This window comes from Erwinia tracheiphila (genome assembly GCF_021365465.1).
Classification (GTDB): Bacteria; Pseudomonadota; Gammaproteobacteria; order Enterobacterales; family Enterobacteriaceae; genus Erwinia; species Erwinia tracheiphila.
Genome location: NZ_CP089932.1, coordinates 992,179 through 1,009,523, shown reverse-complemented (window position 1 = coordinate 1,009,523; position 17,345 = coordinate 992,179). Strand labels below are relative to the sequence as shown.

General features: G+C 50.5%; 14 protein-coding genes. All 14 read right to left on the bottom strand.

What is annotated here, in order from left to right; all coding sequences use genetic code 11:
- Positions 1 to 375 precede the first annotated feature (375 nt).
- Entirely contained in the window at positions 376 to 1,335 is a 960-nt protein-coding gene (gene accA, locus LU633_RS05085; protein WP_016190325.1) for an acetyl-CoA carboxylase carboxyl transferase subunit alpha, read from the bottom strand.
- Between the two features lie 11 nt (positions 1,336 to 1,346).
- Positions 1,347 to 4,829 (bottom strand): DNA polymerase III subunit alpha, encoded by a 3,483-nt coding sequence (gene dnaE / locus LU633_RS05080; protein WP_016190326.1) that lies wholly within the window; start codon positions 4,827 to 4,829, stop codon positions 1,347 to 1,349.
- A gap of 32 nt (positions 4,830 to 4,861) precedes the next feature.
- Positions 4,862 to 5,485, bottom strand: a complete 624-nt coding sequence (rnhB, locus tag LU633_RS05075) for a ribonuclease HII (RefSeq protein WP_016190327.1) — start codon at positions 5,483 to 5,485, stop codon at positions 4,862 to 4,864.
- Complete coding sequence (gene lpxB, locus LU633_RS05070; RefSeq protein ID WP_046372209.1) at positions 5,482 to 6,675, bottom strand: lipid-A-disaccharide synthase; 1,194 nt, start codon at positions 6,673 to 6,675, stop codon at positions 5,482 to 5,484. The genes rnhB and lpxB overlap by 4 nt, the downstream gene beginning before the upstream one ends.
- Before the next feature lie 12 nt (positions 6,676 to 6,687).
- On the bottom strand, positions 6,688 to 7,476 hold the full coding sequence (gene lpxA, locus LU633_RS05065) for an acyl-ACP--UDP-N-acetylglucosamine O-acyltransferase (RefSeq protein WP_016190329.1): 789 nt from the start codon (positions 7,474 to 7,476) through the stop codon (positions 6,688 to 6,690).
- Between the two features lie 3 nt (positions 7,477 to 7,479).
- Entirely contained in the window at positions 7,480 to 7,935 is a 456-nt protein-coding gene (gene fabZ, locus LU633_RS05060; RefSeq protein ID WP_016190330.1) for a 3-hydroxyacyl-ACP dehydratase FabZ, read from the bottom strand.
- Positions 7,936 to 8,093: 158 nt separating this feature from the next.
- Positions 8,094 to 9,116, bottom strand: coding sequence for a UDP-3-O-(3-hydroxymyristoyl)glucosamine N-acyltransferase (gene lpxD, locus LU633_RS05055; RefSeq protein WP_016190331.1), 1,023 nt, complete (start codon positions 9,114 to 9,116; stop codon positions 8,094 to 8,096).
- Between the two features lie 3 nt (positions 9,117 to 9,119).
- Positions 9,120 to 9,617: a molecular chaperone Skp gene (skp, locus tag LU633_RS05050; protein ID WP_016190332.1), complete on the bottom strand. Its 498-nt coding sequence runs from the start codon at positions 9,615 to 9,617 to the stop codon at positions 9,120 to 9,122.
- Positions 9,618 to 9,779: 162 nt separating this feature from the next.
- A complete protein-coding gene (bamA, locus tag LU633_RS05045) occupies positions 9,780 to 12,182 on the bottom strand; it encodes an outer membrane protein assembly factor BamA (RefSeq protein WP_016190333.1) in 2,403 nt (800 codons plus the stop codon).
- Positions 12,183 to 12,237: 55 nt separating this feature from the next.
- Positions 12,238 to 13,587, bottom strand: coding sequence for a sigma E protease regulator RseP (gene rseP / locus LU633_RS05040; RefSeq protein ID WP_016190334.1), 1,350 nt, complete (start codon positions 13,585 to 13,587; stop codon positions 12,238 to 12,240).
- A gap of 9 nt (positions 13,588 to 13,596) precedes the next feature.
- On the bottom strand, positions 13,597 to 14,454 hold the full coding sequence (gene cdsA, locus LU633_RS05035; protein ID WP_016190335.1) for a phosphatidate cytidylyltransferase: 858 nt from the start codon (positions 14,452 to 14,454) through the stop codon (positions 13,597 to 13,599).
- 18 nt (positions 14,455 to 14,472) lie between these two features.
- Positions 14,473 to 15,225 (bottom strand): (2E,6E)-farnesyl-diphosphate-specific ditrans,polycis-undecaprenyl-diphosphate synthase, encoded by a 753-nt coding sequence (gene ispU / locus LU633_RS05030; protein WP_016190336.1) that lies wholly within the window; start codon positions 15,223 to 15,225, stop codon positions 14,473 to 14,475.
- Positions 15,226 to 15,420: 195 nt separating this feature from the next.
- Complete coding sequence (gene ispC / locus LU633_RS05025; RefSeq protein ID WP_016190337.1) at positions 15,421 to 16,617, bottom strand: 1-deoxy-D-xylulose-5-phosphate reductoisomerase; 1,197 nt, start codon at positions 16,615 to 16,617, stop codon at positions 15,421 to 15,423.
- A 131-nt stretch (positions 16,618 to 16,748) separates the two neighbouring features.
- A complete protein-coding gene (gene frr, locus LU633_RS05020; RefSeq protein ID WP_016190338.1) occupies positions 16,749 to 17,306 on the bottom strand; it encodes a ribosome recycling factor in 558 nt (185 codons plus the stop codon).
- Between the last annotated feature and the right edge of the window lie 39 nt (positions 17,307 to 17,345).

Genomic DNA, 17,345 nt, shown 5'->3' with positions numbered 1-17,345 from the left:
AAAGCATTAAGCCACTTTCTTCTGCTGTAAAAAAACCAATAAAAATTAAGATGCGGCCATCTTCGCAAAGAAAGAAGTCAGGATATTTTCATCAATAAAAAAACAATCATCGGCGTCACAATTTATTGAACGGTATGCCGTGCGCAAAAGAAAACCAATGTGAGCAACTGAATCCAGGACCTGGCCTGTTCCTCAATTGCCTCAATTTATCCAGGATAAAGGTGAAATTACATGCACAGGTGGTGGCTTGAGGATTACAGGATTACAGGATTACAGGATTACAGAATGAGAGAAGGACAGCGGGGAGAGAGGCCGTTCACATCATCCACCAGAGTTTTTACCTCTATGAATAACGTGTGAACGGCTGCGAAAGTGTTATGCGTAGCCGTAATTCATCAGGCGCTGGTAGCGACGATCTAACAGCTCTTCTTTGCTAAGGCCATCAAGTTCAGCAAGATCGGCCAGCAGTTGTGCTTTCAGGGATTCACCAGTGGCCAATGGATTGCGGTGAGCACCACCCAGAGGTTCAGCGATGACGGTATCGATCAGCTTCAGCTCTTTGAGCCTTGGCGCGATGATGCCCATCACCTCAGCAGCCAGTGGTGCCTTATCCGCACTTTTCCACAGGATGGAAGCACAGCCTTCCGGCGAAATAACTGAATAGGTGCTGTACTGCAACATGTTAACTTTGTCACCCACGCCGATAGCCAGCGCACCACCTGAGCCGCCTTCACCAATAACGGTACAGATCACCGGCACTTTCAGGCCCGACATCTCTCGCAGGTTACGCGCAATAGCTTCGCTTTGTCCGCGCTCCTCTGCACCGACGCCCGGGTACGCCCCTGGCGTATCAATAAAGGTGATGATGGGCATGTTAAAGCGCTCGGCCATTTCCATCAGACGCAGGGCTTTACGATATCCCTCAGGAGCTGGCATACCAAAGTTACGACGTATTTTTTCTTTGGTTTCACGGCCTTTCTGATGGCCAATAATCATCACTGGCCGCCCTTCCAACCGAGCAATACCGCCAACGATGGCTTTATCATCGGCATAGGCGCGATCGCCTGCCAGCTCATCAAAATCGGTAAACACATTGCGGACGTAGTCCAGTGTATAAGGGCGAAGCGGGTGACGCGCCAGTTGTGCAATTTGCCATGCACCTAAATCGGCGAAGATCTTGCGGGTTAGCTCAACGCTTTTCTCACGCAGCCGTTGCACTTCTTCATCCAGATTAATATCCAGTTTCTCATCCTGACGGCCAACCGACTTGAGCGAATCGATTTTCGCTTCCAGTTCCGCAATTGGCTGTTCAAAATCCAGGTAATTAAGACTCATAATATTCCTGTTTAGTCAAACTCAAGTTCCACCTGCTCCGTTCCTATTAGCAAGCGCAATTCATTTAATAAGCGATCGCTGGGGGATACGCGCCATGCTACACCAAAGCGCAGCCTCGCTCTCGCATCTTCTCTCTGATAATAGAGATACACCGGAATCGTCCCCGAACGATGGGGTTCCAGGGACTGACGGAGACGGTTCAAAAGCTGGTCATCAATTTGCCTGTCCGTTAACGAGATAGCAAGCCCACGAGCATATTTTTCACGAGCCTCATCAATATCCATAACATCGCGGGCGGTCATTTTAAGCCCCCCACTGAAGTCATCAAAGCTGACTTGTCCGCTGACAATCAGGATACGGTCTTTCTCCAACAAATGCTGGAACTTTTCCAGCGCATCGGTAAATAGCATGATCTCCAGACGACCTGAACGGTCATCCAGCGTACAAATACCAATCCGGTTGCCACGCTTTGTTACCATTACGCGCGCCGCGATGACCAGACCCGCTGCCATAATAACTTCACCGCGTTTTGTCGGGTGCATATCTTTCAGACGCATACCCCCAACGTAGCGTTCAATCTCTTTCAAATACTGATTAATCGGGTGGCCGGTTAAGTAAAGCCCTAGCGTTTCCCGTTCACCATCCAGCTGAACCTGTTCCGGCCAGTACGCGACGTCAGCATAGGATTGTTCAATTTGCTCTGGCGCTTCGGCGAGCACGCCAAACATATCGGTCTGACCTGTGGCTTCCGCCTTAGCGTGTTGATCGGCCGCCTTTAGCGCATCGCTTAAAGCACTCATCAGTGCCGCACGGTGTGGCCCGAGCCGGTCAAAGGCCCCTGACATGATGAGTTTTTCGAGAACGCGGCGATTAAGTTTTTTCGTCTCTGTACGAGCGCACAGGTCAAACAGCTCCCGAAAATAACCACCCTGGCTACGCGCTTCAAGAATGGCCTCAATTGGCCCTTCTCCCACGCCCTTAATCGCGCCGATACCGTAAACAATTTCGCCTTCATCGTTAACGTGGAATGGATATAGGCCTGAATTAATATCAGGTGGCAGAACCCTCAACCCCATTCGCCAACACTCATCCACCAGCCCCACAACCTTCTCGGTGTTATCCATATCGGCTGTCATTACTGCCGCCATAAATTCCGCCGGATAATGTGCTTTCAGCCACAGCGTCTGGTAAGAGACCAGTGCATAAGCAGCCGAGTGAGATTTGTTGAAACCATAACCCGCAAATTTTTCCACCAAATCAAAAATTTTAACGGCCAACTCACCATCAACACCGCGTGCTTTTGCGCCGTCCTCAAACCCACCGCGCTGCTTCGCCATTTCGACCGGATTCTTTTTACCCATAGCACGACGGAGCATATCCGCACCGCCCAGGCTGTAACCTGCCAGCACCTGGGCTATCTGCATAACCTGTTCCTGGTAGAGAATAATGCCGTAGGTCGGTTCCAACACTGGCTGCAAGGACTCATGCTGCCACTCAATGTCCGGGTAGGAGATCGCTTCACGACCGTGTTTGCGGTCAATAAAGTTGTCCACCATACCAGACTGCAGCGGGCCAGGTCTGAAAAGGGCCACCAGGGCGATCATGTCCTCGAAACAGTCCGGCTTGAGACGCTTAATCAAATCTTTCATACCGCGTGATTCAAGCTGGAACACCGCAGTGGTTTCCGAACGCTGTAGCATGTCGAAGCTTTTTTTGTCATTGAGGGGGATGGCTGCAATATCGAGCGGCGGCTCGCCCCGCTTTTCGCGCCGCGCATTAATCATCGCCAGCGCCCAGTCGATGATGGTCAGCGTGCGCAGCCCTAAAAAGTCAAATTTGACCAGGCCCGCATATTCAACGTCATTTTTATCAAATTGGGTGACAGGATGCTGGCCATGCTCATCGCAATAGAGCGGGGCAAAATCAGTGATTTGAGTTGGCGCAATGACCACGCCACCGGCATGCTTACCGGCATTACGCGTCACGCCCTCCAGCTTCCGCGCCATATCAATCAGCGCTTTAACTTCTTCGTCAGCCTCGTAAATTTCCGGCAGCTGTGGTTCCGCTGCAAAGGCTTTCTCCAGCGTCATACCGGGATCAGGCGGGACTAATTTAGAGATACGATCGACAAAGCCGTAGGGATGGCCTAACACACGCCCGACATCGCGGATTACCGCTTTGGCCGCCATCGTACCGAAAGTGATAATTTGAGATACCGCTTTACGCCCATACATTTCAGCAACGTGTTCAATGACTAAGTCACGCTTTTCCATGCAGAAATCGACGTCAAAGTCCGGCATTGAGACGCGTTCCGGGTTGAGGAAACGTTCAAACAGCAGGTCAAACTCCAGCGGGTCGAGATCGGTAATTTTCAACGCATAGGCCACCAGAGAGCCAGCGCCAGAACCGCGCCCGGGCCCCACCGGCACGCTGTTATCTTTTGACCACTGGATAAACTCCATCACAATCAGGAAGTAACCGGGAAATCCCATCTGGTTGATAACGTTCAGTTCAACTTCAAGACGCCGATCATATTCCGGCCGTTTTTCCGCCCGCACAGTGGCATCGGGAAATAAAAAGGCCAGACGTTCCTCCAGCCCCTCCCGTGATTTCATGACCAGGAAATCTTCCGTAGTCATGTCTCCGGTTGGGAACTGTGGAAGGAAATATTCACCCAGGCGGATAGTGACGTTACAGCGTCTGGCAATCTCGACGCTGTTTTCAAGCGCTTCAGGGATGTCCGAAAACAGCTCACACATCTCTTCTTCACTGCGAAGGTATTGCTGAGGACTGTAAAGACGCGGGCGTTTTGGATCGTCCAGCGTAAAGCCATCATGTATGGCAACGCGGATTTCATGAGCGTCAAAATCGCTCTCTTCCAGGAAGCACACCTCATTGGTGGCAACAACGGGCAGTCCTTCTGAGATTGCAAGCTCAACCGCAGCATGCAGCCAGGTCTCTTCATCAGGTCGCCCGGTGCGGGTTAATTCCAGATAGTAACGATCGGGAAAATACTGCTGATAAAAGGCCAGACATTCTTTTACCTGAGCCGTGTTACACCGCAGTTGCATCCTGCCCACATCGCCACGGCGTCCTCCTGAGAGCAGAATTAATCCTTCCTGCATCTCTGTAAGCCAGTCGCGATCGATAACCGGTCCGGCAGCACCGTAACCGCGTTGGTAAGCACGGGAAATCAATAGTGTGAGGTTCTGGTAGCCCTGGTTATTTGCGGCAAGGATAGTCAGCTGAGAAAACTCATCACCAAGCGCATCACAGGCAACGTTAAAATCCGCCCCAATGATGGGTTTAATACCCTGACCGTGCGCCGTGCCGTAAAACTTCACCAGACCACAAAGATTGGTAAAGTCAGTAATGGCAATAGCAGGCATCCCCATCGCGGCCGCCTTTTTCACCAGCGGTGCAGTTTTGGCCAGTCCATCAACCATGGAATAGTCACTGTGGACGCGCAAATGAATAAAACGGGGTTCGGCCATCGTTGATTCCGCCAGACGCTATAAAATGAAAACTACAGGGTACCACCAGCCGCAGTCGCAGCCTCAGCATCCAGCAGAGCATTACGCACAGGGGCAAAACTGCGTCGATGAAAAGGCGTAACGCCATATTGCGCCAGCCTCTGCAGGTGCAGAGCCGTGGGATATCCCTTGTGCCGTGCAAAGCCGTATTGCGGAAACTGCAGGTCCAGCTCTGCCATCTCCCGGTCACGGGAAACTTTTGCAAGAATTGAGGCAGCGCTGATTTCAGCAACCAGGCTGTCGCCTTTGACAACGGCCTGAGACGCCACTGGCAGTTCAGGACAGCGATTACCATCAATCAATACAAAATCAGGTGCCATTGTCAGACTGGCTACCGCACGCTGCATTGCCAGCATAGTGGCATGCAAAATGTTAAGCTGATCGATCTCTTCTGGTTCTGCACGCCCGAGGCTCCAGCACAACGCTTTTTCTTTGATTTCTTCAAACAGCGCAAGACGACGTTTCTCAGAGAGCTTTTTGGAGTCAGCAAGTCCGCTGATCGGCTTCATGGGATCGAGGATCACAGCGGCTGTTACGACTGCGCCAACCAGTGGACCACGGCCTACTTCATCCACACCAGCAATACAGGTGGCAATCGGGTAGATAAATTGATTCACTGGCAAAGCTCCAGCACCGCCTGGGCAGCCTGCTCATCGGCATTCCAGCGAATTTGATGATGTAATTCAGTAAAGGTAGCAAGCAGTGCATCCCGGCACTCTCCCATGGTGAGCAATGGTTCAAGCGCGGCAGCCAGTTGCGCAGGCTGACATTGTTCCTGTAGCAGCTCTGTCACAATCTCCCGACCTGCCAGCAGATTAGGTAGCGAAACGTAATCCGTTTTTACCAGACGCTTTGCCAGCCAGAAAGTAAACGGCTTCATGCGATAACCTACCACCATCGGACATTTCGCCAGCATACATTCCAGCGCTGCCGTACCGGAGGCCAGAAGCGCGGCATCACTGGCAATCATCGCCTGACGTGCCTTGCCATCAAGCAAATGCAGCCTCAGCTCAGGTGCCACATCTGCCTTAATTTTCTCGAACTGCTGCCGACGACGTCCATTGACCATAGGGACCACAATTTCAATATCCGGCCATTGCCTGCGTAGCAATATCGCGGTTTTCAGGAAGTCAGCACTGAGCATTTCCACTTCCGCACTGCGGCTTCCCGGCAGCAATGCCAGACAGGTCGCTGATTCCGCAATTCCCAGTTCATGGCGCGCAGCGCGTTTGTCGGGTGTCAGCGGCATGGTATCGGCCATGGTATGGCCTATAAAACGGCACGGCACATTAAATCGATCGTAAAACGCTTTTTCAAAGGGCAAAAACGCCAGCACCAAATCGGTTGCGCGACCAATTTTGAATACGCGCTTTTGCCGCCAGGCCCAGACCGATGGGCTAACGTAATGAATTGTGCGGAGGCCGTATTCTTTGAGACGCCCTTCAAGGGTAATATTAAAATCTGGTGCATCGATACCGACGAAAACATCGGGCTTTAGCTCAGTGAAACGTCGGGTGAGGTCACGGCGAATGTGCAGTAAACGGCGCAGCCGCCCCAGAATTTCAACCACTCCCATAACCGCCAGTTCTTCCATTTCATACCAGACTTCACAGCCTTCAGCCTGCATTAATGGCCCGGCAACGCCAACGAAACGGATATCAGGATGTTTTTCTTTCAGGGCACGAATCAGGCCCGCCCCCAAAATATCACCGGACGTTTCGCCAGCAACCAGTGCGATAGTCAGGGCGCGGGCGCTTTCACCGGTGAAACGGGGAAAGTGAAGGTGTTCAGCATGACTGTCTGGCATTAAAGACATAGGTTAGCGGATCAAACCTCGCGTGGAGCGGGCAAAGAAATCATAAAAAGGCTGGACTTCTGCGTGCTCACGGGCAATTTCAGCGATTTCAGATTTAGCTTCATCCAGCGTTTTACCACTGCGGTAAAGCACTTTATAAGCGTTACGAATCGCCTGCAGTGCGCCTTTGCTAAAGCCACGGCGCTGTAATCCTATCAGATTGATGCCAAATGGCGTGGCATGGTTGCCCTGGGCGATGACATAAGGTGGCACATCCTGCGCAACACCAGAGCACCCACCAACCATCACATGTGCACCAATAGTACAAAATTGATGAACGGCTGTCATACCGCCAATAATGGCGAAATCATCCACCGTCACATGCCCGGCCAGGGTAGCGTTGTTGGCGAGAATGCAGCCGTTGCCAATAATACAATCATGAGCAACATGGGCATTAACCATTAGCAGGTTGTCGCTGCCGACTTGGGTCACGCCATCAGCCTGAATGGTGCCACGATGAATAGTAACGCTTTCACGGATGCTGTTTCGATCACCGACTTCAACACGCGTCGGTTCATCTGCGTATTTGAGATCCTGATTCACTTCACCGATAGTGGCAAACTGGTAAATGGTATTGTCTTTGCCAATCTTCGTATGGCCATTAATGACGACATGAGATTTAAGCACAGTGCCTTCACCAATTTCGACATTTGCGCCAATAAAACAAAAAGGACCAACGTGAACGCGGGCACCGATAATGGCACCCTGTTCAATCACCGAACCTGGATGGATAACAGCGGTTTCATCAATCATGAATTAAGTTTCCCGGCTGCGGGCACACATCATCGTTGCTTCGCAGACAATTTTACCTTCAACGGTTGCCACACCTTTAAAACGGGTCAGACCACGGCGGGTTTTCTCAAACGTTACTTCCATGATCATCTGATCGCCTGGCACAACAGGGCGTTTAAAGCGCGCTTCATCAATACCAGCAAAGTAATACAGTTCACCCGGTTCCAACTTTCCAACGCTTTTAAAGGCAAGAATACCCGTTGCTTGCGCCATAGCTTCCAAAATCAGCACACCTGGAAAAATCGGTTTACCAGGGAAATGGCCTTGGAAAAACGGTTCGTTAACCGACACGTTTTTCACTGCGCGAAGAAATTTATGCTCTTCAAACTCAATCACGCGATCAACCAGCAGAAACGGATAGCGGTGCGGCAGCAATTCGATAATCTCTTCTATTTTCAGAGTATGCGTTTCAGTAGTCAAAATACTCTTCCTGTCCTAAAAAAATTCTGATGACATCAATAACACGGCCTGCAACGATCGTGAGATCGTCCGCAGGCCGCAAATCATTTTCCGTCCGCAAGCTTCCATGGTTAACTTTATGTATGAAAGTGGACTATCAGTTTGGTGACAACGCGACGTTAATCTTTACTAACCTTGCGTTCGATGTTTTTTAAGCGCTTGCTCATTTCATCAATGTTCATTACTAATGCGGCCGTTTTGCGCCAGGATTTGTTGGGTTGAAGCGGAATGCCGGAGGAGTATACCCCAGGTTCAGTAATGGGTCTCATCACCATTCCCATTCCCGTCACCGTAACCTTGTCACAAATTTCCATGTGACCGTTGATTACGCTTGCTCCACCAATCATGCAGTAGCGGCCGATCTTCAGGCTACCCGCCATAATAACACCGCCAGCGACTGCAGTATTGTCACCAATAATCACGTTATGCGCAATCTGACACTGGTTATCAATGATAACACCATTCCCAATTTGAGTGTTATCCAACGCACCGCGATCAATTGTGGTACACGCACCAATCTCTACCGCATCGCCAATAACGACCGTGCCCAATTGTGGAATTTTAATCCAGTTGCCGCGATCATTCGCATAGCCGAAACCATCAGCACCAATCACCGTACCCGATTGAATCAGACAGCGCTCGCCGATTTCAACTTCGTGGTAGACGGTCACGTTGGCCCAAAGACGCGTTCCATGGCCAATACGGGCATTTTTACCCACAAAACAGCCCGGGCCAATAACTACGTTATCACCCAGTTGCACACCGGACTCAATCACAGCATTTGCACCGACAGCAACATTTTCCCCAAGCATCGCGCTGGAATCAATTACGGCACCGGGCGCAATATGGCTCGCAGGCTGAGGGGTGCTGTCGAGAATTTGCGCCATACACGCATAGGCCAGATACGGATTTTTTACTACCAGGGTTGCCCCCTTAAAACACTCCCGATCGGCCTCTGATAATACAACAGCGGAAGCCTTGCAGGTCGCAAGCCGATCACGATGTTGACTGTTTGAAAGAAAAGTGATTTGTCCTGCCTGAGCAGATTGTACAGAAGCAACGCCGGAGATGACCAGTTCGCCATCTCCATGCATGTCTGCATCCAACTGCCGGGCCAAATCAGCCAGTCGAATCGAAGGCATCAATTATTTAACCTGTTTCAGTACATCAGCAGTGATGTCTTTAGACTTACCTGCATAAGCTACCGCGTTAGCGTCAATAACAACGTCGTAGCCTTCGCTGTCAGCTACTTTCTGAACGGCATCCTGGATACGGCTCAGGATTTTGTTGCGTTCTTCAGTCTGACGACGACGGTTATCCTGCTCAAAAGCCTGAGCTTTGCTCTGGAATGTTTCACGCTGCGTCATGATCTCTTTTTCCATACGGCTGCGTTCGCTTGCCTTCATGGTTGAGCCGTCACGCTGCAATTTCTGCATTTTGGTTTGCAGATCGCTTTCCATTCCCTGTAACTCGGTTGCACGGCCTTTGAATTCATTTTCGAGCTGCTTCGCAACTGTCGCACGCGCTGGCAACTGTTGGAAAATGCTGGAAACGTTTACCACTGCAATTTTGTCAGCAGCCTGAACGCCAGCGGAAGCCGCCAGAGCGAGAGAGAGGCCTGCGGCACACAACAACTTTTTCACTATAAAACTCCTTACCATTAACGTTTGCGTCTTTGACACAGATGTTACGCGTCTAGGCAGCCCAGAGGCTACCTGTTAACGGCACCAGATTTACGGCTGGTGCCGTAAGTGGTGGGGAAAAAAGCTCACGCTCTTTTTCGTTAGCTTCCTTGCTCAACCGGCTTACCAGGTTTTACCAATGTTAAACTGGAACCGCTCGGCCTTGTCTCCATCATACTTTTTAAACGGTCGGGCATAAGAGAACACCAGCGGCCCCAGAGGAGACATCCACTGCAATGAAACACCCGCAGACATGCGAATATTACCCGGAACACTGTAATCAGGAATGTCCGCTGCACGCGTTGCATCCGTATTTTCCCAGTTGGTGTCCCAAACGGTGCCCGCATCAACAAACAGTGATGTTCGTACGGAGTTAGCATATTTCTCGCTCAGGAATGGCGTTGGCATAATCAGCTCGGCGCTGGCCGTCGCCATCACATTACCCCCCACCGCATCGCTGGAGTTACAGTAAACACCCGTAGAACACACGCTGGTGCCGTTATTATAGTAGGCTGCTTTCGGACCAATGGTATTGGAACGGAAACCACGTACGGTACTTGACCCTCCGGCATAGAAGTTTTCATAGAACGGTAGCTCTTTGCCACTTAAACCACCGCCATAGCCGACCTTGCCGCGGCCCAGAAGCACCCAGGTACGATCCTGGTTCAACGGAATATATTGCTGGGTGTCCAGCGTTGCCTTATAGAAGGCATTATCCGAGCCTGGAATCGTCACTTTACCATTCAGATTGGTACGGTTACCGGAAGTCGGGAAGAAACCGCGATCAAGGCTGCTATAAGTCCAGCCATAGTTGAAAGTAAAGTCATCGGCGGAATAATCAGCGTCAGTGGAGAGGCTGGGATCCTGACCGACAGAGCGCAGATAGCGGAACATGGCGATCTGAGGCTGCATCTTCGAAAGATCGTTGTGAACGTACCCAAGTCCCACACGCAACGTATTATTTTCATTAACCGGGAAACCGAGCGTGCCATCCAGACCATAACTCTTGTTGGTATAGTCAGAAAGATCGGCATTATCAGCCTTAAAATCGTTATAGAAAACACGCCCACCCAAGCTGACGCCATCTACAGTAAAGTACGGATCGGTCAGTGAGAATTCAGCATAGGTCTGATAGTCATTTTTGGTGCCGCTGATCCCTAAGGTATTACCTGTGCCCAGCCAGTTATCCTGAGTTACACCAACCTGGAAACTGACGCCGCTTTCCGTACCGTAACCAACACCAAAGTTAAGCGTACCTGTGTTGCGTTCTTTTACTTTATAAACCACGTCTACCTGATCTGGCGAACCTGGTACACGCTGAGTATCGGTTTCAACCGTTTCGAAGTAACCCGTACGATTGAGACGTTCTTTGCCCTGTTCAACCAGATCGCTTCCCAGCCAGGCGCCTTCCATCTGGCGCATTTCACGGCGCAAAACGGAATCTTTGGACGTATCGTTACCTTCAAAACGAACTTTGCGGACGTAGTAACGATTTCCGGCATCCACATTAACCTGGAGCTTGACGGTTTTATCAGCATCGTTAATTTCAGGCTGCGTCATCACGCGTGGATAAGCATAGCCATAGCGACCTAACATCTTCTTGATGTCATCTTCCATTTTGGTGACTTTTGCACCGTTATAGAGTTCGCCCGGCTTCACTTTTGTCAGGCTTTCCACTTCCGCAGAATGACCCGCCAGGCTGCCATTCACCACCACGCCAGAAAGCTCATACTGATCGCCTTCTGTGATGTTGATGGTGATATAAATGCCCTTTTTGTCCGGCGTCAGACTGACCTGCGTTGAATCAATATTAAAACGGGCATAGCCCCGGTCGAGATAGAAACTACGCAGAGTTTCAAGATCGCCCGCCAGTTTTTGCTTCTGATATTTACGATCGCCCACCAAGTTCCACCACGGCACTTCATAGCGCAGTTGGAAGCGAGAGATCAACTCATCGGAACTAAAAGCTTTGTTGCCCACAACATTGATTTGTTGAATCTTAGCAGAAACACCTTCGGTAAAGACCAGCTTCAAATCGACCCGGTTACGCGGCAGTGGCGTAACGACCGCTTTAACGCTGGCGCTGTATTTACCTACGCTGTAATAGAAGTCTTCCAGCCCTTTTTCGATCAAAGAGATAGTCGTGCGATCCAGTGCCTCTCCAACGCGTACACCTGATGCTTCAAGATTTTGCTTCAGCATGTCATCCTTCACCGCTTTGTTACCGGAGAAAGTGATGCTGGCAATAGTCGGGCGTTCCTTAACCTGAATAATTAGCGTATTACCATCGCGCAGCACCTGAACATCTTCAAAGTTCCCGGTGGCGAAAAGCGCGCGAATAGTATTACTGATATCTTCGTCAGAAATGGTGTCTCCTACGCGAACAGGCATACCAAGCAATGCCGCCCCGACGGCGACCCGCTGCAAGCCTTCGAAATGAATATCCTTCACTACGAAACCGTCTGCCGCGTATACGGTAGCGCTGCTAAACAGCAGCGACGCTATGAGCAACTTTTTCATCGCCATCGTTGTTATGCATTCTTCCTAACTGGTTTCCATATCTGATTTGCCAGGCGGCAAATTACAGACGTGAAAAATCATTGAATAGTGCAAGCCCCATTAACAACACCAGCAAAATTGAGCCAATGCGGTAACTGAAGTCCTGAACTCGCTCAGACACTGGCCCACCCTTGATCTTTTCGATCATGAGGAACAACAAATGTCCACCATCTAATACCGGCAAAGGAAACAGATTGATAATACCTAGGTTCACGCTAATCAAAGCCAAAAACATCAGGTAGTAAATCAAACCATATTCTGCCGACATCCCAGCACCCTGGGCGATTGAAATCGGCCCGCTGAGATTATTCAACTTCACTTCGCCAGCAATCAATTTGCCCAGCATGGTCACTGTCAGCTTCATTAATTGCCAGGTTTTAGCACTGCCCTCACCGATGGCTGCAAATGGCCCATATTGGCGCACCGTTTTGTATTCATCAGGGAGAGGGACAATGCGCGGAACCACCCCGGCAAAACCTTCTGCTTCCTTACCTGGCCTGACGTCTGGCGTCAGCGTCAATGAAATCAAATGGCCCTGACGCTCAACCTGCAGAGCCAGCGCGTTGCCTGGGTTATCCCGTATAAGCGTGACGAAATGCTGCCACTGTTCCAACGGCTGGCCATCGACTTTAAGGATACTATCACCCACTTGCAAACCCGCTTTATTTGCCGCTGATCCGGGCTGAACCTCAGCCAGTGTAGTTTCAATTTGCGGGCCACGAGGACGGATACCCAATGAAGTAACCGGATCCTGTTTAGCAGGATCAAACTGCCAGCTACGCAAATCGACCTGTTTTTCACTCTGTTGAGCACTGCCAAACGGCACCACGCTGAAAACGGTTTGTCTGTCGCCAATTTTTGACACCAGCGCCATACGTACAGTATTCCAATCAGGCGTTTCGATACCGTCAATGGCCTTAAGTTCCATTCCCGGAACAATTTGCGCCACTGAAGCTGGCGAACCGCTCACTATTTCACCTACGACCGGGCGAATGCCAGGCACACCAATGATAAAAACCAGCCACCAGGCAAAGATGGCAAAAATAAAGTTAGCAAGAGGACCGGCCGCAATAATCGCTGCCCGCTGTGAGATCGTTTTGTGATTGAAAGCGCGGTGGCGTAACTCAGGAGGAACAGTTTCAACCCGTTCATCAAGCATCTTTACGTAACCACCCAAGGGAATCATCGCAATAACATATTCCGTACCCTGGCGATCACATCGACGCCACAGTGCTTTGCCAAAGCCTACTGAAAAGCGTTCTACTTTAACACCGCAACGGCGCGCTACCCAAAAATGGCCAAATTCGTGAACCGTGATCAGTACACCCAATGCGACAATAAAGGCTCCCAGGCTCCAGAGTATACTTAGCATAGCAATCCCTTAACGCGTTCCAAAAACCAACAGCAATAAACAGGCAAACACCGGCACGGCGGCGGTCAGGCTATCAATACGATCCATAATACCGCCATGGCCCGGTATCAGATTGCCGCTGTCTTTTATCCCCGCTTCACGCTTAAACATACTTTCGCTCAGATCACCCAGTACGGAAGCCAGTGCGGCAACAACAGAACAAACTAATAGTGTACTGGTTGAAACCGTCAGCGGTGCCCACAGACTAAACAGCCAGGCCATCAGTGCTGACGTTATTAAGCCGCCAAAAAAACCTTCCCATGTCTTACCGGGAGAAACCCTGGCTGCCAGCTTGTGTCGACCAAACAGGCGGCCAAACACATAAGCACCCGAATCTGCGCCCCAGACCAGAAACATCACGTACAGCAACCACCATGCACCGGCGGCCTGATCGATTTCATAGTGGTACTGGCGGAGCACCAGCATGCCCCAGAAAAAGGGCACAATGGTTAACACACCGAAAAGAAGACGCAATATACGTGAAGAACGCCAGAAGCTGGCAGAATGTGGATAAGAAACAACCAGTAATAAGGCAACACTCCACCAACACAGCGCACCCCAGAGTAATAAGGCAATTTGTGGCTGATGAACCGTATGATGCCCGGCAGGGGGGGTAAACATCATGAAAGTAAGCAGCCCTCCACATAATACCGCCAGCCAGATACGTTGAGAGTGTGAAGCCAGCCCGGCAAACTGCCCCCATTCCCAGGCGGCAAGCATACAGACAGCCATAACAACAATGAAAAATCCCGGAGGAGGCAGCAAAAACAGCGCGGCGATCACGATCGGGATAAGTATAAATGCGGTAATCAGGCGTGACTTCAGCAAAGACTACCCCCAGTGCGTTCAGATGCCGCCGGGTGCTGCACCGCCAAAGCGACGCTCTCGTTGTGCAAAAGCATTTAAGGCACCTTCAAAGACTTGTTCATCAAAATCAGGCCACAAAACATCGGTGAAAAAGAACTCCGCATAGGCAACCTGCCACAACAAAAAGTTACTGATTCGATACTCTCCGCCCGTCCTTATTACCAAATCCACCGGCACCAGTTCATTGAGACAAAGATGCTGGTTCAGCGTTTCTTCCTCAATCTGATTCGGAGAGATCCGGCCTTCCTGAACCTGTTCAGCTATTTTTCTGACGCCGTGAATAATATCCCAACGGCCACCATAATTCGCGGCAATGTTCAGGGTGAGCCCATTATTTTGTTGAGTGAGTTCCTCTGCACGACGAATGCGCTCCTGCAAACGTGCGTTAAAACGACCAGTATCACCAATAATTCGGAGTCGGACGTTATGCTTGTGAAGGTTTTTAACCGCGCTATCAAGTGCCCGGACAAAAAGCTCCATTAATGCCGTAACTTCCTCTAACGGACGATTCCAGTTTTCACTGCTAAACGCATATAATGTCAGCGCCTCCAGCTTGTTATTCACTGCAAAGCCCACCGCACGACGAACCGACTTAATCCCTGCTTTGTGGCCCGAAATACGTTGTTCACCCTGGTTCCTGGCCCAACGTCCATTGCCATCCATAATGATGGCCACGTGCCGGGGATTATCCTCATGAAGGTCATCGGTTGTTAATTGATTTTCGGACGACATAACGCGTAATTATTTCCTTTAATCAGAAATACAACGGTTTCTGAAATATCTACTCGCTCAATGCAAAAAGCCGTGTCACACACGGCCTGACATACAGCCTGGCACACCACATCATCATTCCTGTTCAGCGGGCAAAGACTATATCATCTACGCTGACAGGTCACAAATAGCACCCGGTACGGGAATGAAGCCGTACTACTGGCTGAAGGCAGAAAGACAAGCTGTTGCAGTCTCACGCGCCCGACGATCTATTTCTAAAACCGCCTCAACGCTGTCAGGCTCTGCACAGTGCAGTTTTTCCAGAACGCTGGAATTGATCATCGCAATATCCGTGAAACGAATTTGCGAACGCAAAAAGGCAGCCACAGCAATTTCATTAGCAGCATTCAACGCAGTGGTGGAGGCCTGGCCCGCTTTACAGGCATCAATAGCAAGTTTCAGGCACGGATAACGCGCATAATCAGGACTGGAAAAGGTCATTTCACCCATGCGGGCAAAATCCAGTGTTTTCGCACCAGAATGAACGCGTTGAGGCCACCCCATTACATGGGCAATCGGCGTACGCATATCCGGCGAACCCAGTTGTGCAAGCACACTGCCATCGCGATACCTTACCATCGAATGGATAATTGACTGTGGATGCAGAATCACTTCCATCTGATCATCGGTTGCATTAAACAGCCAGCGGGCTTCGATATATTCCAGACCTTTATTCATCATAGTGGCTGAATCGACAGAGATTTTTTTCCCCATCGACCAGTTCGGATGAGCGCAGGCCTGAGACGGCGTCATATGCACCAAATCGGCCAGCGGCGCGTCACAAAAAGGACCACCGGACCCTGTCAGGATAATGCTTTCAATGCCATGACCTTCAAGAGAAGCGTATCCTAACTGTTGCTGAAGGGAAGCGGGCAAACTCTGAAAAATGGCGTTGTGTTCACTGTCGACCGGCAGCAACTGCGCTTTTGACTCACTTATCGCCTGCATAAAAAGCTGGCCACAAGTAACAAGTGATTCTTTATTCGCCAGCAGAACCTGTTTGCCCGCCCGGATCGCAGCAAGCGTGGGCAGTAATCCTGCCGCGCCGACAATCGCGGCCATGACCTGATCCACGTCATCAAGAGCGGCGAGTTCACAGGCAGCCTGCTCACCACTTAGCACTTCTGTTGCCACATTCAGACTTTTCAGTTGGATGCGCAGGGCCGACGCAGAGGTTTCATCCGCCATAGCGGCCCATGCAGGACGGAAAGTGAGGCATTGTTCAGCCATAAGTTCAACGTTGTGACCTGCCACCAGTGCCTTAACGGCAAAACGATGAGGGTTATCCGCAATCACAGCCAGCGTACTGGTTCCAATTGAGCCGGTGGAGCCAAGGATGGTTAATTGCTTCATGAAAGTGCTCAGTGGAATAGTCGGTTAAACGGTCTGTCCAGGTAACCGGACAGGCCAAAAAGAAAACGCCGCAAGACTGTCCACCCACACGAACGGTAATCTGTACAGCGTTTCAGCACAGCATCAACGACTCAGAACTCCATCAGTTCTGCTTCTTTTTCTGCCAGTGCAGCATCCACTTTTTTGATGCAGATGTCGGTCATTTTCTGAATATAATCCTGAGAACGACGCTCTTCGTCTTCGCTGATCTCTTTATCTTTCAGCAACACTTTAACCTTGTCGTTAGCGTCGCGACGAACGTTACGCACCGAGACACGTCCCTGTTCTGCTTCACCCCGAACAATTTTAATCAAATCCTTACGACGCTCTTCCGTCAGTGCCGGCAAGGGCACACGGATGTCACTACCCGCCGAGCTGGGATTTAAACCCAGATCGGAGGCCATGATCGCTTTTTCCACAGCGGCGCTGACTGAACGGTCAAAGACGTTTACTTTCAGAGTGCGTGAGTCTTCTACCGTCACGCTTGCCAGCTGGCGCAACGGCGTGGGGGCACCATAATATTCCACCACAATACCGTCAAGAATGCTGGGAGATGCACGGCCCGTGCGAATTTTGCTGATATTGTTTTTGAATGCTTCCACACATTTATCCATGCGCGTTTCTGCATCTTTTTTGATTTCGTTAATCACGTTGAAACCCTTGAATTCTGGTTGCTTTATCAGGCCAAA

Coding starts and splice junctions, on each gene's coding strand:
- accA (WP_016190325.1), bottom strand. CDS start 1,335: ATGAGTCTTAATTACCTGGATTTTGAACAGCCAATTGCGGAACTGGAA.
- dnaE (WP_016190326.1), bottom strand. CDS start 4,829: ATGGCCGAACCCCGTTTTATTCATTTGCGCGTCCACAGTGACTATTCC.
- lpxB (WP_046372209.1), bottom strand. CDS start 6,675: ATGCCAGACAGTCATGCTGAACACCTTCACTTTCCCCGTTTCACCGGT.
- lpxA (WP_016190329.1), bottom strand. CDS start 7,476: ATGATTGATGAAACCGCTGTTATCCATCCAGGTTCGGTGATTGAACAG.
- lpxD (WP_016190331.1), bottom strand. CDS start 9,116: ATGCCTTCGATTCGACTGGCTGATTTGGCCCGGCAGTTGGATGCAGAC.
- bamA (WP_016190333.1), bottom strand. CDS start 12,182: ATGGCGATGAAAAAGTTGCTCATAGCGTCGCTGCTGTTTAGCAGCGCT.
- rseP (WP_016190334.1), bottom strand. CDS start 13,587: ATGCTAAGTATACTCTGGAGCCTGGGAGCCTTTATTGTCGCATTGGGT.
- ispU (WP_016190336.1), bottom strand. CDS start 15,225: ATGTCGTCCGAAAATCAATTAACAACCGATGACCTTCATGAGGATAAT.
- ispC (WP_016190337.1), bottom strand. CDS start 16,617: ATGAAGCAATTAACCATCCTTGGCTCCACCGGCTCAATTGGAACCAGT.